The sequence below is a fragment of the Escherichia sp. E2586 genome, from assembly GCF_005781105.1.
Classification (GTDB): Bacteria; Pseudomonadota; Gammaproteobacteria; order Enterobacterales; family Enterobacteriaceae; genus Escherichia.
The window spans coordinates 92,797-116,509 of sequence record NZ_VATN01000019.1 but is presented as its reverse complement, the minus strand read 5'-3'; the positions used below and the strand labels follow the sequence as shown (position 1 = coordinate 116,509).

General features: G+C 46.8%; 26 protein-coding genes and 1 pseudogene. 14 read left to right on the top strand and 13 right to left on the bottom strand.

Translation table 11 applies throughout. The annotated features are described in order from the left end of the window. Position 1: 1 nt before the first annotated feature. Complete coding sequence (gene dadA, locus FEK50_RS17875; RefSeq protein WP_131162228.1) at positions 2-1,300, bottom strand: D-amino acid dehydrogenase; 1,299 nt, start codon at positions 1,298-1,300, stop codon at positions 2-4. Positions 1,301-1,629: 329 nt separating this feature from the next. Here dadA and FEK50_RS17870 point away from each other — a divergent pair, with 329 nt between their 5' ends. Beyond that, positions 1,630-3,162, top strand: a complete 1,533-nt coding sequence (locus tag FEK50_RS17870; protein ID WP_130205627.1) for a SpoVR family protein — start codon at positions 1,630-1,632, stop codon at positions 3,160-3,162. 51 nt (positions 3,163-3,213) lie between these two features. Here FEK50_RS17870 and fadR read toward each other — a convergent pair whose 3' ends face one another. Beyond that, positions 3,214-3,933, bottom strand: a complete 720-nt coding sequence (fadR, locus tag FEK50_RS17865) for a fatty acid metabolism transcriptional regulator FadR (RefSeq protein ID WP_130215962.1) — start codon at positions 3,931-3,933, stop codon at positions 3,214-3,216. A 221-nt stretch (positions 3,934-4,154) separates the two neighbouring features. On the opposite strand from fadR, the gene nhaB reads away from it, so the two are divergent. Continuing rightward, the gene (gene nhaB, locus FEK50_RS17860) at positions 4,155-5,696 is read left to right on the top strand and encodes a Na(+)/H(+) antiporter NhaB (RefSeq protein WP_130259690.1); all 1,542 of its coding nucleotides are present in this window, start codon (positions 4,155-4,157) and stop codon (positions 5,694-5,696) included. Positions 5,697-5,841: 145 nt separating this feature from the next. After that, positions 5,842-6,372, top strand: coding sequence for a disulfide bond formation protein DsbB (gene dsbB / locus FEK50_RS17855; protein WP_130205621.1), 531 nt, complete (start codon positions 5,842-5,844; stop codon positions 6,370-6,372). 45 nt (positions 6,373-6,417) lie between these two features. Here dsbB and umuC read toward each other — a convergent pair whose 3' ends face one another. Together umuC and FEK50_RS17845 are read right to left on the bottom strand one after the other, a co-directional pair. After that, positions 6,418-7,686, bottom strand: coding sequence for a DNA polymerase V catalytic protein (umuC, locus tag FEK50_RS17850; RefSeq protein ID WP_131162229.1), 1,269 nt, complete (start codon positions 7,684-7,686; stop codon positions 6,418-6,420). Then, entirely contained in the window at positions 7,686-8,105 is a 420-nt protein-coding gene (locus FEK50_RS17845) for a translesion error-prone DNA polymerase V autoproteolytic subunit (RefSeq protein ID WP_131162230.1), read from the bottom strand. Before FEK50_RS17845 ends, umuC begins: the two co-directional genes overlap by 1 nt. An 863-nt stretch (positions 8,106-8,968) precedes the next feature. On the opposite strand from FEK50_RS17845, the gene FEK50_RS24560 reads away from it, so the two are divergent. Then, a complete protein-coding gene (locus FEK50_RS24560) occupies positions 8,969-9,160 on the top strand; it encodes a hypothetical protein (RefSeq protein WP_135406425.1) in 192 nt (63 codons plus the stop codon). Between the two features lie 653 nt (positions 9,161-9,813). Here FEK50_RS24560 and FEK50_RS17835 read toward each other — a convergent pair. The 3 genes from FEK50_RS17835 to FEK50_RS17825 all read right to left on the bottom strand — a co-directional run bounded on the left by FEK50_RS17835 (position 9,814) and on the right by FEK50_RS17825 (position 11,375). Further along, complete coding sequence (locus FEK50_RS17835) at positions 9,814-10,260, bottom strand: YcgN family cysteine cluster protein (RefSeq protein ID WP_205712811.1); 447 nt, start codon at positions 10,258-10,260, stop codon at positions 9,814-9,816. A 90-nt stretch (positions 10,261-10,350) separates the two neighbouring features. Beyond that, positions 10,351-11,010 carry a fumarylacetoacetate hydrolase family protein gene (locus FEK50_RS17830; RefSeq protein ID WP_131162231.1) on the bottom strand — a complete coding sequence of 220 codons (660 nt, stop codon included), beginning with the start codon at positions 11,008-11,010 and terminating at the stop codon, positions 10,351-10,353. Between the two features lie 71 nt (positions 11,011-11,081). After that, positions 11,082-11,375 (bottom strand): YcgL domain-containing protein, encoded by a 294-nt coding sequence (locus FEK50_RS17825; RefSeq protein WP_130205736.1) that lies wholly within the window; start codon positions 11,373-11,375, stop codon positions 11,082-11,084. A gap of 125 nt (positions 11,376-11,500) precedes the next feature. Here FEK50_RS17825 and minC point away from each other — a divergent pair, with 125 nt between their 5' ends. From minC to FEK50_RS17800, 5 genes are all read left to right on the top strand, one after another. After that, entirely contained in the window at positions 11,501-12,196 is a 696-nt protein-coding gene (gene minC / locus FEK50_RS17820) for a septum site-determining protein MinC (RefSeq protein WP_130205612.1), read from the top strand. Between the two features lie 23 nt (positions 12,197-12,219). Then, complete coding sequence (minD, locus tag FEK50_RS17815; RefSeq protein ID WP_000101043.1) at positions 12,220-13,032, top strand: septum site-determining protein MinD; 813 nt, start codon at positions 12,220-12,222, stop codon at positions 13,030-13,032. Between the two features lie 3 nt (positions 13,033-13,035). Continuing rightward, entirely contained in the window at positions 13,036-13,302 is a 267-nt protein-coding gene (gene minE / locus FEK50_RS17810) for a cell division topological specificity factor MinE (protein WP_001185664.1), read from the top strand. Positions 13,303-13,755: 453 nt separating this feature from the next. Further along, a complete protein-coding gene (locus FEK50_RS17805) occupies positions 13,756-14,100 on the top strand; it encodes a YMGG-like glycine zipper-containing protein (protein WP_130205610.1) in 345 nt (114 codons plus the stop codon). A 3-nt stretch (positions 14,101-14,103) separates the two neighbouring features. Then, a complete protein-coding gene (locus FEK50_RS17800; RefSeq protein ID WP_074399524.1) occupies positions 14,104-14,439 on the top strand; it encodes a YmgD family protein in 336 nt (111 codons plus the stop codon). 57 nt (positions 14,440-14,496) lie between these two features. Here the strand turns inward: FEK50_RS17800 and FEK50_RS17795 are convergent. The 4 genes and pseudogenes from FEK50_RS17795 to FEK50_RS17780 all read right to left on the bottom strand — a co-directional run. Next, a pseudogene (locus FEK50_RS17795) lies at positions 14,497-14,640 on the bottom strand (autotransporter outer membrane beta-barrel domain-containing protein); the annotation flags it as partial. 48 nt (positions 14,641-14,688) lie between these two features. Beyond that, positions 14,689-14,907: a cell division-associated protein YmgF gene (gene ymgF / locus FEK50_RS17790; protein ID WP_130205608.1), complete on the bottom strand. Its 219-nt coding sequence runs from the start codon at positions 14,905-14,907 to the stop codon at positions 14,689-14,691. Positions 14,908-15,037: 130 nt separating this feature from the next. Further along, the gene (locus tag FEK50_RS17785; RefSeq protein ID WP_131162232.1) at positions 15,038-16,561 is read right to left on the bottom strand and encodes a cyclic diguanylate phosphodiesterase; all 1,524 of its coding nucleotides are present in this window, start codon (positions 16,559-16,561) and stop codon (positions 15,038-15,040) included. A 331-nt stretch (positions 16,562-16,892) separates the two neighbouring features. Beyond that, positions 16,893-17,216, bottom strand: a complete 324-nt coding sequence (locus tag FEK50_RS17780) for a DUF302 domain-containing protein (protein ID WP_131162233.1) — start codon at positions 17,214-17,216, stop codon at positions 16,893-16,895. Positions 17,217-17,670: 454 nt separating this feature from the next. Between FEK50_RS17780 and FEK50_RS17775 the strand changes: the two genes are divergently transcribed. Then, positions 17,671-18,000 carry a YkgJ family cysteine cluster protein gene (locus FEK50_RS17775; protein WP_130205601.1) on the top strand — a complete coding sequence of 110 codons (330 nt, stop codon included), beginning with the start codon at positions 17,671-17,673 and terminating at the stop codon, positions 17,998-18,000. Positions 18,001-18,405: 405 nt separating this feature from the next. On the opposite strand, the gene FEK50_RS17770 is transcribed toward FEK50_RS17775, so the two are convergent. After that, entirely contained in the window at positions 18,406-19,122 is a 717-nt protein-coding gene (locus FEK50_RS17770; RefSeq protein ID WP_131162234.1) for a YebC/PmpR family DNA-binding transcriptional regulator, read from the bottom strand. A 324-nt stretch (positions 19,123-19,446) separates the two neighbouring features. Here FEK50_RS17770 and FEK50_RS17765 point away from each other — a divergent pair, with 324 nt between their 5' ends. Continuing rightward, a complete protein-coding gene (locus FEK50_RS17765; protein WP_131162235.1) occupies positions 19,447-19,788 on the top strand; it encodes a DHCW motif cupin fold protein in 342 nt (113 codons plus the stop codon). A gap of 188 nt (positions 19,789-19,976) precedes the next feature. Here FEK50_RS17765 and icd read toward each other — a convergent pair whose 3' ends face one another. Beyond that, the gene (gene icd / locus FEK50_RS17760) at positions 19,977-21,227 is read right to left on the bottom strand and encodes an NADP-dependent isocitrate dehydrogenase (RefSeq protein WP_000444487.1); all 1,251 of its coding nucleotides are present in this window, start codon (positions 21,225-21,227) and stop codon (positions 19,977-19,979) included. Positions 21,228-21,398: 171 nt separating this feature from the next. On the opposite strand from icd, the gene rluE reads away from it, so the two are divergent. The 3 genes from rluE to mnmA are packed head-to-tail and all read left to right on the top strand — an operon-like array spanning position 21,399 to position 23,683. Then, on the top strand, positions 21,399-22,052 hold the full coding sequence (gene rluE / locus FEK50_RS17755) for a 23S rRNA pseudouridine(2457) synthase RluE (protein WP_131162236.1): 654 nt from the start codon (positions 21,399-21,401) through the stop codon (positions 22,050-22,052). A gap of 9 nt (positions 22,053-22,061) precedes the next feature. Then, the gene (nudJ, locus tag FEK50_RS17750; protein ID WP_022296361.1) at positions 22,062-22,523 is read left to right on the top strand and encodes a phosphatase NudJ; all 462 of its coding nucleotides are present in this window, start codon (positions 22,062-22,064) and stop codon (positions 22,521-22,523) included. 53 nt (positions 22,524-22,576) lie between these two features. Next, the gene (mnmA, locus tag FEK50_RS17745) at positions 22,577-23,683 is read left to right on the top strand and encodes a tRNA 2-thiouridine(34) synthase MnmA (RefSeq protein ID WP_001353282.1); all 1,107 of its coding nucleotides are present in this window, start codon (positions 22,577-22,579) and stop codon (positions 23,681-23,683) included. Positions 23,684-23,713: the final 30 nt, after the last annotated feature.

Below are 23,713 nucleotides of genomic sequence, written 5' to 3'. Positions count from 1 at the left end.
CTTAGCTGTGCGCGCCATGTAAATGGCCCGGGCGTGATGGCGTAAATCCACGGCTGTAGCGCGCTACGCTTAAATCCTCATACGGGATAGCGGGCGTGCGCCCCGAGAGCAGATCGCTTAACAGCTGACCGGAACCGCAAGCCATCGTCCAGCCGAGCGTACCGTGACCGGTATTCAGCCACAGATTTTTAAAGCGTGAACGACCAACAATCGGCGTGCCGTCTGGCGTCATCGGGCGCAGACCGGTCCAGAAAGTAGCCTGCTCGACATGACCGCCGCGCGGATAGAGATCGCGAACGACCATTTCCAGCGTTTCACGACGCGGCTGTAACAGTTCAGTGTTAAAGCCAACAATTTCCGCCATTCCGCCAACGCGGATGCGGTTATCGAAACGGGTAATGGCGATTTTGTAGGTTTCATCCAGAATGGTGGATACCGGCGCGCCATCTGCCTGCGCTATCGGAATGGTCAGGGAATACCCCTTCAGCGGATATACAGGAATATCAACAATGCCTTTAAGCATCGCCGTCGAGTAAGAACCAAACGCCATAACATACGCATCGGCCTTAATCACTTCATCACCACACTTCACGCCATAGATTTGTTCGCCGTCACAAAGCAGCTGATCAACTGGCGTATTAAAGCGGAATTTAACCCCTGCCTGCTCCGCCATCCGCGCCAGATTCTGGGTAAACAGCTGGCAGTCTCCGGTTTCGTCATTGGGTAACTGCAGGCCGCCCGTCAGTTTGTGCGCCACTTCTGCCAGCGCGGGCTCCACCTCCGCCAGGCGGCTGGATTCCAGTAATTTGTACGGCACACCAGCATCTTCCAGTACGGCGATATCGCGAGTGGCATTTTCATACTGTTGTTCGGTACGGAACAGTTGCAGCGTCCCGCCCTGCCGACCTTCATACTGGATATTTGTCTCTGCGCGTAATGCTTTCAGGCAATCACGGCTGTATTCCGCCAGGCGCACCATCCGCCCTTTATTTTCCATATAGTGGCTGGTGTCGCAGTTACGTAACATTTGCCACATCCATTTCAACTGGAACTGCGTACCGTCGAGACGAACGGCCAGCGGCGCATGGCGCTGAAACATCCATTTAATCGCTTTTAAAGGCACGCCTGGTGCTGCCCACGGCGCGGCATAGCCGGGGGAGATTTGCCCGGCATTCGCTGCGCTGGTTTCAAGAGCCGCCCCCGGTTCCCGATCAATGACGGTGACCTCATGTCCTGCCTGATTCAGATACCAGGCGCTGGCAACGCCTACCACACCACTTCCCAGTATGACAACTCGCATAGCCACTCCGATAACGGTAGATACAGTAAAAGAATAATAATCTAATTACATCTTGATAACTCAGTTGAAAATATTATTCAACATATGGGTTTTTTATGGTGAGCCAGCTCACATCTCCCTGACACAGCGGGAATATGCTGTCTTTGGCATCTCCTGCTGAACGTGCTTTTTATCCAGCAGAAAATTCCGTTGAGAAGCTAATTATTGGCACTCCGATAATAAGAAATCGCAAAGAAAAAAATTCTCCGGCGACGCGGTTTTTAACAGGTGTTCTATGCTTGAAATGAGGAGCTCCACACAGAGAGCGCCGACAACAATGAGGTGCGCGTATGGCGACGATCGATTCTATGAATAAGGACACCACACGTTTGAGCGATGGACCCGACTGGACGTTCGACCTGCTGGATGTTTACCTTGCAGAGATAGACCGGGTGGCGAAACTCTATCGGCTGGATACCTACCCGCACCAGATTGAAGTGATCACTTCGGAACAGATGATGGATGCCTACTCCAGCGTCGGCATGCCGATTAACTATCCGCACTGGTCATTCGGTAAAAAGTTTATCGAAACCGAACGTCTGTATAAGCACGGTCAGCAAGGGCTGGCCTATGAAATTGTCATTAACTCTAACCCGTGCATCGCTTACCTGATGGAAGAGAACACCATTACCATGCAGGCGCTGGTGATGGCACACGCCTGCTATGGTCACAACTCTTTCTTCAAAAACAATTACCTGTTTCGCAGCTGGACTGACGCCAGTTCCATTGTCGATTACCTGATTTTTGCCCGTAAATATATTACCGAGTGCGAAGAGCGTTATGGCGTTGATGAAGTAGAAAAGCTGCTGGACTCCTGTCATGCCCTGATGAACTACGGCGTGGACCGGTACAAACGTCCGCAAAAAATCTCTCTCCAGGAGGAAAAAGCCCGGCAGAAAAGTCGCGAGGAGTATCTGCAAAGTCAGGTCAACATGCTGTGGCGTACCCTGCCGAAGCGCGAAGAAGAGAAAACAGTCGCCGAAGCGCGCCGCTATCCTTCCGAGCCGCAAGAAAACCTGCTTTATTTTATGGAGAAAAATGCCCCACTGCTGGAATCATGGCAGCGTGAAATCCTGCGCATCGTGCGAAAGGTGAGCCAGTATTTTTATCCGCAAAAACAGACCCAGGTGATGAATGAAGGCTGGGCGACCTTCTGGCACTATACCATCCTTAACCATCTGTATGATGAAGGGAAAGTAACGGAACGTTTTATGCTGGAGTTTTTGCACAGCCACACCAATGTGGTCTTCCAGCCGCCCTATAACAGCCCGTGGTACAGCGGAATAAATCCGTATGCGCTTGGTTTCGCCATGTTCCAGGATATTAAACGGATTTGTCAGTCGCCAACGGAAGAAGACAAATACTGGTTCCCGGATATCGCCGGTTCTGACTGGCTGGAAACATTGCATTTTGCGATGCGTGATTTCAAAGATGAGAGTTTTATCAGCCAGTTCCTATCACCGAAAGTGATGCGTGATTTCCGCTTCTTCACTGTGCTGGATGACGATCGCCATAATTATCTGGAAATTTCTGCCATTCATAATGAGGAAGGTTATCGGGAGATCCGTAACCGATTATCGTCGCAATATAACTTAAGTAATCTGGAGCCGAATATTCAGATCTGGAACGTGGATTTACGCGGCGACCGTTCACTGACGCTGCGCTACATTCCGCATAACCGCGCTCCGCTGGACCGGGGGCGTAAAGAGGTGCTGAAGCATGTGCATCGCCTGTGGGGATTTGATGTGATGCTCGAACAGCAAAACGAAGACGGCAGCGTCGAGTTGCTGGAACGTTGCCCGCCAAGAATGGGTAATCTGTAAAAACAACAAAAAACCCCTCGTTTGAGGGGTTTGCTTTTTAAACGGAAGGGATTATCGCCCCTGAATGGCTAAATCACCTGGCAGATTTTTCTGCATCCGGTGCCATATCTCGCCACTCTCATGCCCATAGCGGCGCACTGTTTCGTAAACCTGATCATGCGCGCCTTCAGTGCACAATGCCGATAACTTGTGATAGAAGCCCAGTGCCAGACTGCGCGCCTCCGGATTAGCGAAATAGTGACGACCAATTCGCGTATACAGCCCTTTCATCCCGTTAAGGATCAGACCGTAAATTGGGTTACCGGAAGCAAACGCCAGACCGCGGAAAATGTTGTAATCCAGATCAGCAAAGGCGTCGGCGTGATCGGCCACTTCATTGGCGGTTGCCAACACTTCTTGCGCTTTATCAGGATGCTGACGAAACGCGGTGCGAATAAAAATGGTTGAAATATTGGTACGCACCGACAGCAAATTATCAATAAGCTGCGGCACACTTTCGTGATCCAGTCGCGCCAGCGTCTCAAGAATATTCAACCCGGAGGTTTCCCAGAAATTATTCACCTTCGTCGGTTTGCCGTGTTGAATAGTCAGCCAGCCGTCTCGCGCCAGGCGCTGCAACACTTCGCGTAACGTAGTACGCGTTACGCCAATTAATTCTGAAAGTTCACGTTCTGCGGGCAAAATAGTCCCGGGAGGGAAGCGGTTATTCCAGATACTTTCAATAATGTACTCTTCCGCGAAACCCGCCGGGCTTTGCGCCTTAATGACCATAGTGAGATTTCCATAACACAGCAAAACAAAGTTGCACTCATCATACCAGAGGGCTAATCACGCTGATAGCAGACAAAAAGAAGAAAAAAGGGATCAAGGCTTCATTTTCTGCATCTCTTTCTCCTTGATCATCAATACTTGCCTCACTCCTGCCCGACCGTTAAGCTTTGCGCTTAAACATAAAAACATCATTGATTATTACTAAGGTAAGGGAAACCATCATGGAAATCTCCTGGGGCCGCGCGTTATGGCGCAATTTTTTAGGCCAGTCACCCGACTGGTACAAACTTGCCCTCATCATTTTTTTAATTATTAACCCGCTCATTTTTCTCGTCAGTCCTTTTGTTGCTGGCTGGCTGCTGGTAGCGGAATTTATTTTCACGCTGGCAATGGCCCTGAAGTGCTATCCGCTACTGCCAGGTGGTCTGTTGGCTATCGAAGCCGTATTTATTGGCATGACCAGCGCAGGACATGTTCGGGAAGAGGTGGCTGCAAACCTTGAGGTTTTGCTGCTACTGATGTTTATGGTTGCGGGGATCTATTTTATGAAACAGCTATTGCTGTTCATTTTTACCCGCTTGCTGTTAAGCATTCGCTCCAAAATGCTGTTGTCGCTCTCTTTTTGCATTGCGGCAGCATTTCTCTCCGCGTTCCTTGATGCCTTAACCGTCGTGGCGGTGGTGATCAGCGTCGCTGTCGGTTTTTATGGTATTTATCACCGCGTAGCCTCTTCCCGCACGGAAGATACCGACCTGCAAGACGACAGCCATATCGACAAACATTACAAGGTGGTGCTGGAGCAGTTCCGTGCTTTTCTACGTAGCCTGATGATGCACGCGGGCGTCGGTACCGCATTAGGCGGCGTGATGACTATGGTAGGCGAACCGCAAAACCTGATTATCGCCAAAGCCGCTGGCTGGCATTTTGGCGATTTCTTTCTGCGCATGTCGCCGGTAACCGTTCCGGTCCTGATCGGTGGCATGTTAACCTGCCTGCTGGTGGAAAAAATGCGTTGGTTTGGCTACGGTGAAACACTGCCGGAGAAAGTCCGCGAAGTGCTGCAGCAGTTTGACGATCAAAGCCGTCAACAGCGTACCCGCCAGGATAAAGTTCGCCTGATTGTCCAGGCAGCCATCGGCGTCTGGCTGGTTATCGCGCTGGCACTACATCTGGCAGAAGTTGGCTTAATTGGTTTGTCTGTGATCATTCTGGCGACATCACTGACCGGTGTGACTGATGAACACGCTATCGGCAAAGCCTTCACCGAATCACTTCCGTTTACCGCATTGTTGACGGTCTTTTTCTCGGTAGTTGCGGTGATTATCGACCAGCAATTGTTCTCGCCAATTATTCATTTTGTCCTACAGGCATCGGAACACGCCCAGTTGTCACTGTTCTATATTTTCAACGGCCTGCTGTCATCCATTTCGGATAACGTCTTCGTGGGGACGATTTATATCAACGAAGCGAAGGCAGCTATGGAGAGTGGCGTTATCACCCTGAAGCAATACGAGCTGCTGGCGGTCGCTATTAACACCGGGACCAACCTGCCCTCCGTCGCCACGCCGAACGGCCAGGCAGCATTCTTGTTCCTGCTGACCTCCGCACTCGCGCCATTGATTCGTCTCTCTTATGGTCGCATGGTGTGGATGGCCCTGCCTTATACCCTCGTACTGACTCTCGTCGGACTGCTCTGCGTCGAGTTTACTCTTGCCCCTGTAACCGAATGGTTTATGCAAATGGGGTGGATAGCAACGCTTTGATAACAACTTACCGGGCATATTTATGCCCGGTTTGCCTTTTCGCCCGATAATTGTTCAATTACATCCTATTTTTACTCCCTCCTGGTGGCGCAACGAATGAATTGGTTTAAACTGCGCATTCGATGCATATTGCAGGGAAATTATTATGTTGCGATTTTTGAACCAATGTTCACAAGGCCGGGGGGCGTGGTTGTTAATGGCGTTAACCGCTCTGGCACTGGAACTGACGGCGCTGTGGTTCCAGCATGTGATGTTACTAAAACCTTGCGTGCTCTGTATTTATGAACGTTGTGCGTTATTTGGCGTTCTGGGCGCTGCACTCATTGGCGCCATCGCCCCGAAAACTCCGCTACGTTATGTAGCAATGATTATCTGGTTATACAGTGCGTTCCGCGGTGTACAGTTAACTTACGAACACACTATGCTTCAACTCTATCCCTCACCGTTTGCGACCTGTGATTTCATGGTTCGCTTCCCGGACTGGCTGCCGCTGGATAAATGGGTGCCACAAGTGTTTGTCGCCTCTGGCGATTGTGCCGAGCGTCAGTGGGAATTTTTAGGTCTGGAAATGCCACAGTGGTTGCTCGGTATTTTTATCGCTTACCTGATTGTCGCGGTGCTGGTGGTGATTTCCCAGCCGTTTAAAGCGAAAAAACGTGATCTGTTTGGTCGCTAATCAATTCGGCGCTCCTGCGGGAGCGTCTTTTTCCTGCCGCTATGTTTATTTGACCCGCAGTAAATCAGAACTTCGCGTTGTATAACGAGGTGAAAGCATGGCACGCTTCATCTGCCATTGTTGCTGGAGCCCCTGTCCGGCAAAATAGAGTGTTCCCCTGCCATCCTTAGCATTCAGCATATCCATTACCGCCATCAATTGTTCACTACCGGGACGCGGTGCGTTGTCATCGAACAAATTTAGCTGCGCCACTCCCTGACTGAAAAAATCGCCCAACATCACGCCCGCTTTTTGGTAGCGATGGCCCGCTTGCCAGATGGCGTCCAGAGATCGCGTAGCCGCGTTAATAATGTCTCTGCTGTCCTGGGTAGGCGTCAGCAGTTTTACCGACGCACTATTACCGTAATAGGATTCATTGAGCGCAAATGGCGACGTTTTAATAAACGTGGAGATAAACCGACAATATTGATGTTCACTGCGGAGTTTTTCTGCCGCCCGGGCGGCGTAACTACAAATGGCCTGCCGCATCGATTCATAATCCGTGATACGTTCGCCAAACGAGCGGGAACAGATAATTTCCTGCTTCGTCGGTGCAAACTCTTCCAGCTGCAAACAGGGTTCGCCGCGCAGTTCACGCACCGTTCTTTCGAGCACGACATTAAAATGTTTACGGATAAACCGGATATCAGTATCCGCCAAATCCAGAACGGTTTTGATACCCATCGCGTTCAATTTTTTGCTGATGCGCCGTCCAATTCCCCAGACTTCATCTACGGGTAAAGCGGCCATTAATTTACGCTGGCGTTCCAGATTGGATAAATCCACCACCCCACCGGTCTGCCGCTGCCATTTTTTTGCCGCATGATTGGCAAGTTTTGCCAGCGTTTTGGTCTGAGCGATACCCACCCCCACGGTGAGATGCGTTCGTTGCAGTACCGTTGCGCGAATTTCTCTGCCAAAGTCAGTGAGATCGCGGCAGTTACGTACCCCCGTCAAATCGCAGAACGCTTCATCAATACTGTAAATCTCCACGCGAGGAGATAGCTCTTCCAGCGTCGACATCACCCGATTGCTCATGTCTGCGTAAAGCTCATAATTGCTGCTAAAGCAGACAACGCCACAGCGACGAAACAGCTCTTTTTGTTTGAACCAGGGATCGCCCATTTTAACGCCCAGCGCCTTTGCCTCAGCGTTTCGGGCAATAACGCAACCGTCATTATTCGATAGCACAACCACCGGTTTACCCCATAAGTCAGGGCGAAACACCGCTTCACAACTGGCATAAAACGAGTTCACATCGCAAAGGGCAAACATCAGCGCATCGCCTTTATTACATGGACAACTACGCCAAAGACATCCAGCGTATCCTCGCTGCCGAGGATAATCGGCGAGTACGCGCTATTCATGGGAATAAGCTGTACCGTCGGGCGCAACTGCAATTTTTTCACCGTAAACTCGCCATCGACAGCAGCGATGACGAAATCACCGTGGCTGGCGGTAATAGCGCTATCGACAATCAATAAATCACCGTCACTAATCCCACCGTCAATCATGGAGTCTCCGCTCGCTTTGACGAAGTAAGTCGCGCTGGGATGCTGAATAAGCAATTGATTCAGATCGATACGCTGTTCAACGTAATCCGCTGCCGGTGAAGGAAAGCCACACTGAACAAGATCGCTAAATAGCGGAAAAGTCACAATTTCGCGGAGATCCGCAGGCTTGATAAACAACATAATAATCTGCCTGAAGCTATACTGTTTTTATATACAGTAGTCTGTTCTTGCCAGCAGATCAATACTGATTCAGGCTATCAATATCTGTCGCTGCGTAGGCTGATCCTTAAGGATTGCCGCCCCGCTGTTAACCGTCTGAACGCGGTATGGATATGTCGGTAAGCATTACCTAAAAATACGGTTAATTTTATAGTTTAAACCTTTTTTAGTTATTAGTAAGATACCTGTGCTTCCAAAAAAGCTGGGAAATTCAACGACTCTTGGAAATTTTTGGACCTTGTCCCGCGGCTACAATCCGACAGCCGCGTTTCTTTTTACTATCTAACCCACCGTAAACCTACGGACCTTGCTCTACGGCTCATCCTGTACCCGTGTGATCCTGGCCACGTAATGAATGGATAGCAGTGAGTTATCCGGTTACGACATCAACCAGTTCTTTGGTTTCATCACTTTGGACTCTGCCCACCACAATAAATCTGAGAAGATGGACAACGAGAGCAATAACATAGATCATAAATAAGCCTCAAAAAAAATAATAAAAGAAGCCATTTGTTTTATTAACAACGAGGATTTAATGATCAATAGAATTACAGATGTTTTAGTTAATGGGATATCTTCGATATTAAAATGATATAAAGAGTAGTTATTATTTTCCTGACACATTGTTCCCGGTGGCGGCCTTCAAGATGGTCATTGATAATGATCAAGTCAATAATATCTTCCGATATTTATATTTTTATCGTGAAGCGTTTTTACTATAGCCCTAAAGTTTATCGATCAGCTAAAGATACGTTACCATGGATTAACAGTATGAATAGAGTTTTTTCAGCACGGCGTGATATTAATCACGCCTGAGTTGGATAATGAAAAGCAATATGACAGACAAAAAGTTAATGCAGGACTTTTCCATGAGTGGAGGGCGTTGCGTAACGTTGGATATTTACGCTCAGGAAGATGGGTATATTTATTATGTTGAAAATCATGGGGTAGTTCAGGATCTTGCTGTGGCCTATCCTGCTCAGGCAGTAGCATTCTACGGCGAATCCATCGCCTGATGGCGCTTCTTTGTCCACTGTCATTTGCATTATTGTAGAGTAAACATAGACTGGAATTGAACAATCTCACGTAATCAGAATCACCCATTCTCAATTTCAACCGCCAGTGCATAGCGCTAAATAAAGCTAACAATATAAAATGACTTTATGAATTTTTCACATATTCTACAAGCATATTCACGAGTATTTTATATCAACCACCTGTAGCTCGGATATATAACGACGTCGTTTGATGTCCGAATTTACCGTCTTTCATTTTATACCCACCAGAACACCTGAGTAGAATAAGCATGCATGTTCAGGCAGTCTAATTAATGTGTCCATTGGTTACGACATTTAAATTATTGTCATACCGTAGATTATCTTTTTTCGCGTGCTGCAATTTACTTAGAAACAGCGATGACGCTCTCACTTTTTAGCTCGAAAATTTTTTGCAGGATTCAGGATTAATACGTCAGCCCACCAGTACAAAATATTTCATACTTCCAATATACCGCCAGCCCAAACTTCATCGTGGCACTCTGGCGACACGTCTGGGAAATCGGTTCATTTCTTCCCGGGTAGCAAATCGCTAATACACTGTGCGCCAGACCTTGTTATTGATGACCAGAAAACAGCAAGGACCATTTTCGCGGCGGTTTGACTGATGCGGATTATTGCGCCCAGTCAGGTTTATTTAAGATATGGTCCTGCCAGTCAATCACTTCCGACTCTTTCACCGCGATATGGCGCACTGAAATGCGTTCGCCATGCATGGCTGCTTTTGAACCGGTAAGTAGCGGATGCCACGCAGGTAAATCTTTACCCTCCGCCAACAAGCGATAAGCACAAGTCATCGGTAGCCATTCGAACGTGGGCAGATTTTCACGAGTTAATTTAATGCAGTCGGGTTCAAACTCGAAGCGGCGTTCGTAGTTCCGACATTGACAAGTTTTAATATTGAGCTGACGGCAGGCAACGTTAGTGAAGTAGATTTCGTCGGTGTCTTCATCCATCAGTTTATGCAGGCAGCACTGACCACAACCATCACACAACGACTCCCATTCTGCATCGCTCATTTCGTCCAGGGTTTTACTTTGCCAGAAAGGTATATCGCTCATCAGGTGTTCCACCATTACGTTAAAACGCACCTTATAACCAGTCTGGCACGGCGATGCAAGCTTTGCCGCCCCTTTCAGGCGGCAAAAGTATTACAAAACGCGAGTTGTCAAAGAATGACCGCCGAAAGTAACCGTCAATTCATCGCCACTGTGCAGCGGACCAACACCATCAGGCGTGCCTGTCAGCACAACGTCACCGGCCTTAAGGGTAAAAAACTTGCTCATATAAGCAATCAGTGGAACGATTTTGTGGATCATGTCCGCAGTCGTACCTTGTTGGCGTTGTTCGCCGTTTACACTTAGACCCAGCGACGTATTTTGTGGATCACCGCTGAACTCTACTGCAGGAATGAATCCGGAAAGTGGACACGAGTTATCAAACCCTTTGGCCTTTTCCCACGGCTGTCCGGCTTTCTTCATTTTTCCCTGAACATCACGTAATGTCAGATCGAGCGCCACACCGTAACCTGCAATAGCTTTGCGCACATGCTCTTCCGTGGCCTGACGTAGCGTCGCGCCAATCAACACCGCCAGTTCAACTTCATGATGAACCGAGCCGAAATTAGAGGGGATAGCCAGGGGCTGGCGCAGATCACACAGTGCCGTTTCAGGTTTAATAAACAACACGGGCTCTTCGGGCACTTCACTCCCCATCTCTTTAATATGTTTGGCATAGTTACTGCCAACACAGACGACCTTACTCACCGGATAATCCAGCAGCGCACCTTGCCAGTTGTGATGTTGATACATAACGTTCCTCTCACTTCATCGTGGTTCTTAAAACCCGCTCCAACGAATATGATGCCACCGCCGGATATCGGTTATTTGTCAGTACTGTCTGTATTTTTCGCCATCACAGAAAGATGTTGTTTAAGCAAATCCTCAGGTGGTGGTGGTAACTGGAGATAATAACCTTGCTCGGCTAATGCCTGTTTAACTTTCTCAATATCGGCATTTACCAGTTTTTTCCGCCCATCCAATGGCAGAATCATCGCGAGTTGAGGTTGGCCAAACCCTTTCATCAGTTCCTCTGGAACACGCGAAAAATCGTCTTTTTTTTCGACATATAAATAGGTCTGGTCACGTTTGCTACTTCGATAGATCACACAAAACATAATTTTACTCTGAATAAATGTGGGGGTGACTTGCCTCAATATAATCCAGACTATAACATGCCTGATAGTCTTCGTAATATCATCGCTCGCTGATGATGATAATTAGCTAATTGAGTAAGGCCAGGATGTCAAACACGCCAATCGAGCTTAAAGGTAGCAACTTCACCTTATCAGTGGTTCATCTGCATGAGGCAGAGCCTAAGATTATTCATCAAGCGCTGGAAGACAAAATCGCTCAGGCCCCGGCATTTTTAAAACATGCACCCGTCGTACTCAATGTCAGTGGCCTCGAAGAACGGGTCAACTGGTCAGCAATGCACAAAGCTATCTCAGCAACTGGCTTGCGGATAATTGGCGTCAGCGGTTGCAAAAATGCGAAACTGAAAGCTGAAATAGAAAAGATGGGGCTACCAATCCTGACTGAAGGAAAGGAAAAAGCGCCACGTTCAGCTCCCGTTCCCCAGGCTCCAGCGCAAAATACGATCCCGGACACAAAAACACGTTTAATAGATACTCCTGTACGTTCCGGTCAGCGCATTTATGCTCCACAATGTGATTTGATTGTTACAAGTAATGTAAGTGCAGGAGCAGAATTGATCGCAGATGGTAACATTCATATCTATGGCATGATGCGCGGTCGTGCGCTGGCCGGGGCAAGTGGTGACCGGGAAGCGCAAATATTTTGTACTAACCTGATGGCCGAACTAGTATCTATTGCTGGTGAATACTGGCTGAGTGATAAAATCCCAGTAGAATTTTATGGCAAAGCGGCACGGCTGCAATTAGTCGAAAACGCTTTGACCGTTCAATCGTTAAATTGATCCCTTTTTAACAAGGAATTTTTATGGCACGCATTATTGTTGTTACTTCGGGGAAAGGGGGCGTTGGAAAGACCACCTCCAGCGCGGCCATCGCCACTGGTTTGGCCCAGAAGGGAAAGAAAACTGTCGTGATCGATTTTGATATCGGCTTGCGTAACCTCGACCTGATTATGGGTTGTGAGCGTCGGGTCGTGTACGATTTCGTCAACGTCATTCAGGGCGATGCAACGCTAAATCAGGCGCTAATTAAGGATAAGCGTACTGATAACCTCTACATTCTCCCGGCATCGCAAACTCGCGATAAAGATGCCCTCACCCGCGAAGGGGTGGCCAAAGTTCTTGATGACCTAAAAGCGATGGACTTTGAGTTTATCGTTTGTGACTCACCGGCGGGTATTGAAACCGGTGCATTAATGGCTCTTTATTTCGCTGATGAAGCCATTATTACCACGAACCCGGAAGTCTCATCAGTTCGTGACTCTGACCGTATTTTAGGTATTCTGGCGTCGAAATCACGTCGCGCAGAAAACGGCGAAGAACCCATTAAAGAGCACCTGCTGTTAACGCGCTATAACCCTGGTCGCGTGCACAAAGGAGACATGCTGAGTATGGAAGACGTGCTGGAAATCCTGCGCATCAAACTCGTCGGTGTGATCCCAGAGGATCAATCCGTATTGCGCGCCTCTAACCAGGGTGAACCGGTCATTCTCGACATCAATGCCGATGCGGGTAAAGCCTACGCAGATACCGTAGAACGCCTGTTGGGTGAAGAACGCCCTTTCCGCTTCATTGAAGAAGAGAAGAAAGGCTTCCTCAAACGCTTGTTCGGAGGATAAGTTATGGCATTACTCGATTTCTTTCTCTCACGGAAGAAAAACACGGCCAACATTGCAAAAGAACGGCTGCAGATTATTGTTGCTGAACGTCGTCGTAGCGATGCAGAACCACACTATCTGCCGCAGTTGCGTAAAGATATTCTTGATGTCATTTGTAAATACGTACAAATTGATCCCGAGATGGTAACCGTACAACTCGAGCAAAAGGATGGCGATATTTCCATTCTTGAGCTTAACGTGACCTTACCAGAAGCAGAAGAGCTGAAATAAGCTGTATTAGCTCAAACCTGATCTGACAGTTACCGGTTGTTTATACTGGTATCTGTCAGATTGCATTTGGTCTAAATTTTGTTCTCCCCTTCTATTGTCAGCTCAAATCGCCGCTAATTCACACTATTGCCACCAGAGCGAAATTACTTATCCTGCCTTTTTTGATAAATATTTTTTACATTTAAATCACACAACAATATTGATATTTCAGATCGCATAACCTTTACAATACCATGTTAACACCTGATGACATTTCTTGAAGAAAATATTTCAAATCAATGAGTTAATCCTTATTTAAGATTATTCCCATTCAAGCATAAAACACAATTACTATTATACCATTCGCGCTCATTTTGAATTATCTGAATAATAGCGAGCGTTCTTTAGTTAAGTGAATATTAATTAAAGACGAAATTATTGTGTGTGCAACTTACTTAATACCGGACATCTAAGTTGAAGAAAAAAATACTCGCCTTCGGGCTTATCTCAGCATTGTTCTGCTCCGCACCAGCAATGGCGGATATGAATCGCACCACGAAAGGTGCGCTGTTAGGTGCAGGCGTAGGTTTACTGACTGGCAATGGCGTTAATGGTGTGCTGAAAGGCGCTGCTGTGGGCGCTGGTGTTGGTGCAGTAACTGAAAAAGGTCGTGACGGTAAAAATGCCCGCAAAGGTGCGAAAGTGGGTGCTGCCGTTGGTGCAGTCACTGGCGTGTTGACCGGCAATGGTCTGGAAGGCGCGATTAAAGGTGCTGTAGTTGGCGGCACAGGTGGTGCCATTCTGGGTAAAATGAAATAAGGAATGATGATGAAAAAATTTGCATTACTGGCTGGTCTGTTTGTTTTCGCACCAATGAGCTGGGCGCAGGACTACAATATTAAGAACGGTTTGCCAGCAGAAACCTATATTACTTGTGCTGAAGCCAACGAAATGGCAAAAACTGACAGCGCACAGGTTGCAGAAATTGTGGCTGTAATGGGTAACGCCAGCGTTACGAGCCGTGATTTAAAGATCGAGCAATCTCCGGAACTCAGTGCCAAAGTGGTAGAAAAACTGAACCAGGTTTGTGCTAAAGATCCGCAAATGCTGTTAATTACCGCCATTGATGACACCATGCGTGCCATTGGCAAAAAATAATCATTAATGCAGTACCGCGCCGATTGATTCGGCGCGTTTTTTTAGCAGGCGAAGGAATCAGAACTTATATTTCAATCCCACCATCACTGCGGTGTCATTGTAGCCATTATCACCGAGTTGAACGCCAACATTTCCCCAGACGCTGGCCGCTGAATTCAGATTGCCATTTACGCCAAGTTTAATTTCCCCCTGATTACGCGCACTGCCAGCAACTCATTTAGCCGTTTTCTGACAGTGATAACAGAAGGATTAATGCTGATCCCTATGGCTAACGAGTTTTTCCCTTAACCGATTAACCACATTGATCGCCAACCAAACCAACGCATTTAGCAAATTTATAGTAACAAGCACTTCTCCCAGCCAGGTGCTGGGTTTGGCAAAAAGGATAACCAGGAAAGTGATTAGCATAAATGCAATGGAGAAAATGATATATAAAGTAAAATAATCCAGATTATTACTCTTGTTCATGCTACTGATGGTAATCCTGTCAAAAATTTCAGACAATTATAGCAAACAAAATAATGAACAATAGTAACAAGACGAAACGAGCTAATTAGCTGTCTATAATTACGTCACCTCACGCTCAGGCGATCATTTTTCACTCAACCACCACTTTCACCTTCGGTTTTGAGAGAATAATTTTGACCAGCTCAATATATGTCACCGGTTTATAGAAATAGTATCCCTGTTGGAACGTGATGTTGTTTTGGTTCAGGTAATCGAGCTGCTCCTTCGTCTCAACACCTTCAGCGACAATACTGATAGAAAGTTTGCGCGCCAGATCCAGCACGCAGTCCAGGATCCGGGTGGAATCTGGATCTGCGTTGACCCGCCCGACGAAGCTGTGATCAATCTTAATATAATCAATATGTAGATCATGGAGATAAGAAAGCCCCGAGTATCCAGTACCAAAATCATCCAGTGCGATGACAAAACCATTTTCATGCAAAATGTTTAGTCGCTGGACCAGACTTTCATCAACATGCAAAGGCTCACGCTCAGTGACTTCAAGCACGAGATTCAAATCACGGCGCGTGAAGCTGTCCTTGTATTTCAGGCATTCTTCAACAAATGTCGGCGAAATAATATGCGAGGCGCTGAAATTTATCCCAACGTGAAAACCTTCTGGCAGTTTACTTTCGATCGCATTCATTTGTTTGGCGACCTGGCTCATCAAACTTTGGGTGAGCGGAACTATCAGCCCTGATTTTTCAGCAAGAGGAATGAAAGCCGCAGGAGCGATATATCCTCCCCGAGGGTGTTTCCAGCGGGCAAGGACTTCCACGCCGCGTAACGTCCCTTCCAGCCCATTAACCACTGGTTGATAAAAAGGCACAATTTCACCGTTATGTATTGCCCGCCGCAGGATCTCTTCCGGTGTCGCGCTTTTGTTGAAATATTTATCAAGCAGGAAGACAACGGCGCAGGAAATCAACAAAATGAATATCAAAATCCCCAGACCTTTATCGATAAGTCTGCTAAAGCTAAATAGAGGCGGCTGGTTATAAATAATACTGAAATGATATTTTGTGGAACTGACTCGCCCAGAAAAATGATTTTTACCATTGAGAGCTGTCACATCTCCCGACGGGCCAATAATGCTACCGCCAACGAGTAAAGTATATTTAGCCCCCTTCAACGGCACATTGAGCGCGCCACGAATATGTTGATCGCTAATAGTCACCAAAACTCGGGTATCTGCGAACTGATTCTGATAAAGCAAAATGGGCATTTTATTAACAGTATCGATTGCCGGAGCTAGCAGTAAATTGCTTTCAGGAATCACGGGTATACGTGATAGCAGTACGCGGTTCCCCGGCAGTGAAGTACACCAGACCGCATCTTGTTTGAGAATGATGATCGTACGCAGATGTGGCTTGAGCGCTGCTTCTGTACCTAGTTGATATTGTTCATCCAGATCACACCCTTTTCTGGCTATTTCCCGTACCGTTTGAATCGCCTGTGACGCTTCCTCAAGTATATAATTGATATTGTTTGCGGCATATCTCGCCCCTGCCAAGCTCTCCGCTTTTGCGGAATACCAGAGCTGGATGTTCAAAATAGAGACGCCGGTAATAAACAGGCAAACCGCAGCGAGGATAGGGATAAGTGTATTGCGCATCTGCGTGTCCCTGACAACAGGTTAATAGAGGGGGGTGACATTCATTCGCTCAATCTGGCGTCTACAGAGAGCATGGTCGAGAGAATCAGAAATATCCACGCATCAGATGAAATTTTGCCCAACATGCCGCAAGTCTTTCAATGACTGATGAAAAACTAATGTTCGCGCTGATCAATGGGTCTTTAAGCAGACAAGAGGCATGGGGTAATAATTCGGGAACAAAAATATAGGTTGAGCACGTTTCTGTTTAGCTTTAACCTTCGCCTTTATACATATGTGAATCAATAGGTTGAATGCATTTCTGTACCAGCAATTCCAGCTTTTTGAACGTTTATATCGCCGTTGAGTCAAGTCCATAACATTTCAATTCTTCTGCCGAATGAAATCTAACGTTGACCTGACCTCCGGGCAACTGGCGAAGGAGTACCCTGAAAGGTAAATCCAGAGCGAGGTCTGGATGTTCCAACATCAAAGGCGTTCCCTTTTCAGGATTACCAAATACCAGAACAGTCGTTGGCGGCATTACAAGACCTGCATTACTGGCAGCTTTCGCGTGGTCAAACTCGCCAAATAAAACCAGACCATTATTTGATACCGCCTTAAGAAGACGTGTTCTGGTATGCTCGAAGTCAAATGCACTATTGAATTGAATCATAACGTTTTTACCATTAACACAATAATCAATGTGAACGATGAGACAACCGTAATATAAATACAAAATATTATAACCTGAGCTTGCTCATATTTTTGAACATCAGAGAAATAACATTTTCTGATGAGTCCCTTTAATCAACCAGAATTAAAACAATCACAATATCCACCATGCTTATAAAATCATCCTATAGTAACAAGATAATGTAGACTCTGATTCCATAAAGCACTCCCTTCCTAAACCCTGTAGTTACAAATTGTAAAGATTAATTTACTCTGTTTATATTTTGACTATCTGGTTATATCTCAGTGGATATGTAAAATTAATAACAGCTGGTGATCATTCAGTAGTTGACTATAGAAAATTCACCAGCCGGTCACAGACACGCATCTTTACAGGGCGTGTCTGCATTTTTTGTTATGATGTATTGTGATGTATATAGTAGTACTGGTGAATTATGAGCAATCTGAATCCATGCCTGGCGTGTGGTGCCTGTTGTGCATTTTTCCGCGTCTCTTTTTACTGGGCCGAAGCAGATGATGCAGGCGGCACTATCCCGGCTCATCTTACTGAGCAAATATCCCCTTACCACCGATGTATGAGCGGTACTAACCAGAAGGATCCACGTTGTGTCGCCCTGGCAGGAACGCCTGGAAAAAACGCATGTTGCACCATATATAAGAATCGCTCATCGACATGTCGAGAATTCGCCATGTCTGGCGAGGATGGGAAGATTAATGAGGCATGTAATCGCGCCCGCGCAAAATATGGGCTGCCGCCAATTTAAAAAGCACTTTTCATTTTTAATGGGCGCTATAAAACTGCGTATCCATGATTATATTCTGATGTAACATGCCCATTGCCCGAGTATCAAGAATACCATGCCATATGTTCCTGGTACCGGGCAACGTTTTGGTGAAAACTGACATTTTAAAAATTCAGTTCTTGATGATCATTCTTGATATTTTACGTAACAATCAACAGGCATTAAATTCTGATATTTCGACTGTAAACCATTATGTTTTTCGCGCAATTTCCACCCATCGGATGATCCTATGCCGTTAATCATGAGATAGTTAAAATCAGTAATTTCGATTAGTCTTATTTTTTAGATGAGAGTCTTTTTATATGCTTTTAAACATTCTTTAAGAATAAGAAATCTGCCATAAAGACAGATTTCTTTAATTTATAATTAGAGATTTGCAACGTTATGATATACTTTTTGAACATCGTCGTCATCTTCGAGGGCATCAATAAGTCCTTCAAAGATTTCTAAATCTTCTGGTGAAAGCTCAACTTCTGATTGAGCAATCATTTCTAATTCTGTTGTTGAAAACTCAGTAATTCCAGCTGCTTTTAGAGCTGCAATTCCTTTGTGAAGGTCTGTAGGCTCAGTATAGATAACGATGTTTCCTTCTTCTTCGGTCACATCACGGACATCCACTTCAGCTTCAAGCAAAATTTCAAAAATACGGTCAGGGTCAGTTCCTTCAAATACAATCACGCCAGTATTCTCAAACATATAGCTGACAGAACCAGCTGCTCCGATATTCCCGCCTTTTTTATTGAAAATTGTACGAACGTTAGCAATCGTACGGTTAACGTTTGAAGTCAACGTTTCAGCGATAATCATTGAACCACTGGGTCCAAAGCCTTCATAACGTCCTTGTACGAACGTTTCGTCTCCGCCACCTTTGGCTTTATCAATAGCTTTATCAATAACGTGTTTTGGAACTTGCGCCTGCTTCGCGCGTTCAATAACGAACTTTAAAGAAGTGTTTAATTCTGGGTCTGGTTCACCTTGTTTAGCCGCAGCATAGATTTCCACACCGAATTTTGCATATACTTTAGACGTTGCCCCGTCTTTAGCCGTTTTTTTAGCTACGATATTGGCCCATTTACGTCCCACTGGAATAATCTCCTCGAAATTTATTTACATCAATAACAGGTTGATAACCTGCGATTTTCGTCATATTATATCATAACATGAAAAATTTCGTCTATGAGAATTAGAAATAAGATAAACATATAGCAGCACTTTAATTTTCCATTATTTAAAAATGTTACCAGATTATTTTTCTGATTTAGTTTTAGATTTTTGTTCTTAATAATTGAAACGCTATAATAATACCTAAGGCAAAAATAATGTGTTGATATATAAATTATTTTTTCTTATGTTAATTCATTCCAACCTGGGCTCAAGCACTCTTTCTTAACAACGAAAGGCCATAAAATGAATATCGAAGCATTTGCTTTTGGCACCACCAACTGGGGTGAAGTCGAAAAAACAGAACATCCCGGGGAAACAGGCATGGCCTACTGGCGCACACAATTTTTTGGTCACAAGCCGAACCAAATCCGTGTGCGAATGGTTGAATATACCCCAGGTTACCTGGCGGATCATTGGTGCAGTAAAGGTCATATCCTTTTATGCATGGAGGGAGAACTCGAAACACTGCTCGCAGATGGCCGCAAATTCACTTTAACTGCGGGGATGAGTTATCAGGTTGGTGATAACGCAGAGCCACATCAGTCCAGAACGGAGACAGGAGCAAAACTCTTTATTGTGGACTAACGGATTCGTCGTTGTTGCGATTGCGACGTCCGATTCTGGCACAGAATTGGAACCTGGCAGTAGAACAACCATCTGACCATCCCCCAACTACCTGGGGGTTTTGATAACTTATTTTGGTAACCGTTAGCATCCTGACAAAAATAACGGGAGCGTTACGCTCCCGTTAATGGATTTAATAAATTACCGAATTACATGTTCTTGATGATCGCATCACCAAACTCTGAACATTTCAGCAGCTTAGCGCCTTCCATCAGACGTTCGAAGTCATAGGTTACGGTCTTCGCGTTGATTGCGCCTTCCATACCTTTAACAATCAGGTCTGCGGCTTCAGTCCAGCCCATATGGCGCAGCATCATCTCAGCGGAGAGGATGATAGAGCCTGGGTTAACTTTGTCCTGACCGGCATATTTCGGCGCAGTACCGTGGGTGGCTTCAAACAGGGCGCATTCGTCACCGATGTTTGCGCCAGGGGCAATACCGATACCGCCAACCTGCGCTGCCAGGGCGTCAGAAATGTAGTCACCGTTCAGGTTCATACAGGCGATAACATCATATTCAGCCGGACGCAGCAGGATCTGTTGCAGGAATGCATCAGCAATCACGTCTTTAATGACGATCTCTTTGCCGGTATTCGGGTTTTTAACTTTCAGCCACGGGCCGCCGTCAATCAGTTCACCGCCAAACTCTTCACGCGCCAACTGGTAGCCCCAGTCTTTAAACGCGCCTTCGGTGAACTTCATGATGTTGCCTTTGTGCACCAGGGTCACAGAGTCACGATCGTTAGCAATTGCGTATTCGATCGCGGCACGAACCAGACGTTTGGTTCCTTCTTCAGAACATGGCTTAATACCGATACCGCAGTGTTCCGGGAAGCGAATTTTCTTCACGCCCATCTCTTCACGCAGGAATTTAATTACTTTCTCAGCGTCGGCAGAGTCTGCTTTCCATTCGATACCTGCATAAATGTCTTCCGAGTTTTCACGGAAGATAACCATATCGGTCAGTTCAGGGTGTTTAACTGGGCTTGGGGTGCCCTGATAGTAACGTACCGGACGCAGGCAGATGTAGAGATCAAGTTCCTGGCGCAGGGCAACGTTGAGAGAACGAATACCGCCACCAACCGGAGTGGTCAGCGGGCCTTTAATAGCAACGCGATATTCACGAATCAGATCAAGGGTTTCAGCAGGCAGCCAGACATCCTGACCATAAACCTGTGTGGATTTTTCACCGGTGTAAATTTCCATCCAGGAGATTTTACGCTCGCCTTTATAGGCTTTCTCGACTGCAGCGTCGACCACTTTCAGCATGGCTGGGGTTACATCTACACCGATTCCATCACCTTCAATGTAAGGGATAATCGGATTTTCAGGAACGTTGAGTTTGCCGTTTTGCAGGGTGATCTTCTTGCCTTGTGCCGGAACAACTACTTTACTTTCCATTCACCTCTCCTTCGAGCGCTACTGGTTTGCTCGTCTGCCACCACGTTGCATATGCGTTTGCGTCCTGCGATACGGATGCTTTAGAGCAATTTTTTGTTAATGATTTGTAATTGGCTTGTCAATACTACCCTATTGTTTGCCGTCATGAAAGATGCGCGTTATTAGGCTATAATGCGGCAATTCATAATCTCTGAAAATACCATGCAAAAAACTTCTTTTAGAAATCACCAGGTTAAGCGATTCAGCTCGCAACGCACTAACAAACGCAAACCAGAAAACCAGCCCACGCGTGTGATCCTGCTTAATAAACCTTACGATGTCCTGCCACAGTTCACCGATGAAGCTGGGCGCAAAACATTAAAAGAATTCATCCCGGTTCAGGGTGTTTATGCGGCGGGTCGTCTCGACCGCGATAGCGAAGGGTTATTGGTGCTGACCAATAATGGTGCACTACAGGCTCGTTTAACTCAGCCGGGCAAACGCACCGGGAAAATCTATTATGTGCAGGTGGAAGGCATTCCCACACAAGACGCTCTTGAAGCCTTGCGCAATGGCGTAACCTTAAATGATGGCCCTACCCTGCCCGCAGGCGTGGAGTTGGTTGAAGAACCAGAGTGGTTATGGCCACGTAATCCGCCAATTCGTGAACGTAAAAGTATTCCCACCAGCTGGCTGAAGATTACTTTATATGAAGGACGTAATCGCCAGGTGCGCCGCATGACCGCCCATGTCGGTTTCCCTACGCTGCGACTGATTCGCTATGCCATGGGCAATTACACACTGGATAATCTCGCTAACGGCGAATGGCGAGAAGCAACAGAATAAGGATGCACAATGTTTAAACCGCACGTTACCGTCGCCTGCGTGGTACACGCAGAGGGCAAATTTTTAGTTGTTGAAGAGACGATTAACGGTAAAGCGTTATGGAACCAACCGGCGGGACATCTGGAGGCGGATGAGACGCTAGTAGAAGCGGCTGCGCGTGAGCTGTGGGAAGAAACCGGCATCAGCGCGCGACCGCAACACTTCATCCGCATGCATCAGTGGATTGCGCCAGATAAAACGCCGTTTTTGCGTTTCCTGTTTGCCATTGAACTTGAGCAAATATGCCCGACCCAGCCTCATGACAGCGATATCGACTGCTGCCGTTGGGTCAGCGCCGAAGAAATTTTACAGGCGTCAAATCTACGTTCGCCACTGGTGGCGGAAAGTATTCGTTGTTATCAAAGCGGGCAACGCTATCCGCTGGAGATGATTGGCGATTTTAACTGGCCTTTTACAAAGGGTGTCATCTAAAAGGCTGCGTGATAGAATACGCCGCCTTGAAGTTCAATGTCGTGAGTAATCCAATGTCTGAAACCGCAAAAAAAGTGATCGTCGGCATGTCCGGCGGTGTCGACTCCTCCGTTTCTGCCTGGCTGTTGCAACAACAGGGATATCAGGTCGAAGGCCTGTTTATGAAGAACTGGGAAGAAGACGACGGTGAGGAATATTGCACAGCGGCAGCGGATCTGGCTGATGCCCAGGCGGTCTGCGATAAGCTCGGCATTGAACTGCACACCGTCAACTTTGCTGCCGAATACTGGGACAACGTCTTCGAACTGTTCCTTGCTGAATATAAAGCCGGTCGCACGCCGAATCCGGATATTCTGTGCAACAAAGAGATCAAATTTAAAGCCTTCCTCGAATTTGCCGCCGAAGATTTAGGTGCCGATTATATCGCTACCGGTCATTACGTGCGTCGGGCAGATGTCGATGGCAAGAGCCGCCTGCTGCGTGGTCTGGACAGCAATAAAGACCAGAGCTACTTCCTTTATACGCTCAGCCATGAGCAAATTGCGCAAAGCCTGTTCCCGGTCGGCGAACTGGAAAAACCGCAGGTGCGTAAGATTGCTGAAGATCTTGGTCTGGTCACCGCGAAGAAAAAAGACTCTACCGGCATTTGCTTCATTGGCGAACGTAAATTCCGCGAGTTCCTGGGCCGTTATCTCCCGGCGCAACCGGGCAAAATCATTACCGTCGATGGCGATGAAATTGGTGAGCACCAGGGGCTGATGTATCACACCCTCGGTCAGCGTAAAGGTCTGGGTATCGGTGGCACTAAAGAAGGCACCGAAGAACCGTGGTATGTGGTCGATAAAGACGTCGAAAACAACATTCTGATTGTTGCGCAGGGCCATGAACACCCGCGTCTGATGTCTGTCGGTCTGATTGCCCAGCAGCTACACTGGGTCGATCGCGAACCGTTCACCGGCACTATGCGTTGCACGGTAAAAACCCGCTATCGCCAGACCGACATTCCGTGCACCGTCAAGGCGCTGGACGACGATCGCATTGAAGTGATTTTCGATGAGCCCGTTGCCGCCGTGACGCCGGGCCAGTCTGCCGTCTTCTATAACGGTGAAGTGTGCCTCGGTGGCGGTATCATTGAGCAGCGTCTACCGCTGCCGGTCTGATTATTGTCTTTAATTACAACAAGGAAGCAG

Bases quoted from the DNA above. Each gene is read 5' to 3' on its own strand.
- dadA (WP_131162228.1), bottom strand. From the start codon at position 1,300: ATGCGAGTTGTCATACTGGGAAGTGGTGTGGTAGGCGTTGCCAGCGCC.
- FEK50_RS17870 (WP_130205627.1), top strand. From the start codon at position 1,630: ATGGCGACGATCGATTCTATGAATAAGGACACCACACGTTTGAGCGAT.
- fadR (WP_130215962.1), bottom strand. From the start codon at position 3,933: ATGGTCATTAAGGCGCAAAGCCCGGCGGGTTTCGCGGAAGAGTACATT.
- nhaB (WP_130259690.1), top strand. From the start codon at position 4,155: ATGGAAATCTCCTGGGGCCGCGCGTTATGGCGCAATTTTTTAGGCCAG.
- dsbB (WP_130205621.1), top strand. From the start codon at position 5,842: ATGTTGCGATTTTTGAACCAATGTTCACAAGGCCGGGGGGCGTGGTTG.
- umuC (WP_131162229.1), bottom strand. From the start codon at position 7,686: ATGTTTGCCCTTTGCGATGTGAACTCGTTTTATGCCAGTTGTGAAGCG.
- FEK50_RS17845 (WP_131162230.1), bottom strand. From the start codon at position 8,105: ATGTTGTTTATCAAGCCTGCGGATCTCCGCGAAATTGTGACTTTTCCG.
- FEK50_RS24560 (WP_135406425.1), top strand. From the start codon at position 8,969: ATGAAAAGCAATATGACAGACAAAAAGTTAATGCAGGACTTTTCCATG.
- FEK50_RS17835 (WP_205712811.1), bottom strand. From the start codon at position 10,260: ATGAGCGATATACCTTTCTGGCAAAGTAAAACCCTGGACGAAATGAGC.
- FEK50_RS17830 (WP_131162231.1), bottom strand. From the start codon at position 11,010: ATGTATCAACATCACAACTGGCAAGGTGCGCTGCTGGATTATCCGGTG.
- FEK50_RS17825 (WP_130205736.1), bottom strand. From the start codon at position 11,375: ATGTTTTGTGTGATCTATCGAAGTAGCAAACGTGACCAGACCTATTTA.
- minC (WP_130205612.1), top strand. From the start codon at position 11,501: ATGTCAAACACGCCAATCGAGCTTAAAGGTAGCAACTTCACCTTATCA.
- minD (WP_000101043.1), top strand. From the start codon at position 12,220: ATGGCACGCATTATTGTTGTTACTTCGGGGAAAGGGGGCGTTGGAAAG.
- minE (WP_001185664.1), top strand. From the start codon at position 13,036: ATGGCATTACTCGATTTCTTTCTCTCACGGAAGAAAAACACGGCCAAC.
- FEK50_RS17800 (WP_074399524.1), top strand. From the start codon at position 14,104: ATGATGATGAAAAAATTTGCATTACTGGCTGGTCTGTTTGTTTTCGCA.
- ymgF (WP_130205608.1), bottom strand. From the start codon at position 14,907: ATGAACAAGAGTAATAATCTGGATTATTTTACTTTATATATCATTTTC.
- FEK50_RS17785 (WP_131162232.1), bottom strand. From the start codon at position 16,561: ATGCGCAATACACTTATCCCTATCCTCGCTGCGGTTTGCCTGTTTATT.
- FEK50_RS17780 (WP_131162233.1), bottom strand. From the start codon at position 17,216: ATGATTCAATTCAATAGTGCATTTGACTTCGAGCATACCAGAACACGT.
- FEK50_RS17775 (WP_130205601.1), top strand. From the start codon at position 17,671: ATGAGCAATCTGAATCCATGCCTGGCGTGTGGTGCCTGTTGTGCATTT.
- FEK50_RS17765 (WP_131162235.1), top strand. From the start codon at position 19,447: ATGAATATCGAAGCATTTGCTTTTGGCACCACCAACTGGGGTGAAGTC.
- icd (WP_000444487.1), bottom strand. From the start codon at position 21,227: ATGGAAAGTAAAGTAGTTGTTCCGGCACAAGGCAAGAAGATCACCCTG.
- rluE (WP_131162236.1), top strand. From the start codon at position 21,399: ATGCGGCAATTCATAATCTCTGAAAATACCATGCAAAAAACTTCTTTT.
- nudJ (WP_022296361.1), top strand. From the start codon at position 22,062: ATGTTTAAACCGCACGTTACCGTCGCCTGCGTGGTACACGCAGAGGGC.
- mnmA (WP_001353282.1), top strand. From the start codon at position 22,577: ATGTCTGAAACCGCAAAAAAAGTGATCGTCGGCATGTCCGGCGGTGTC.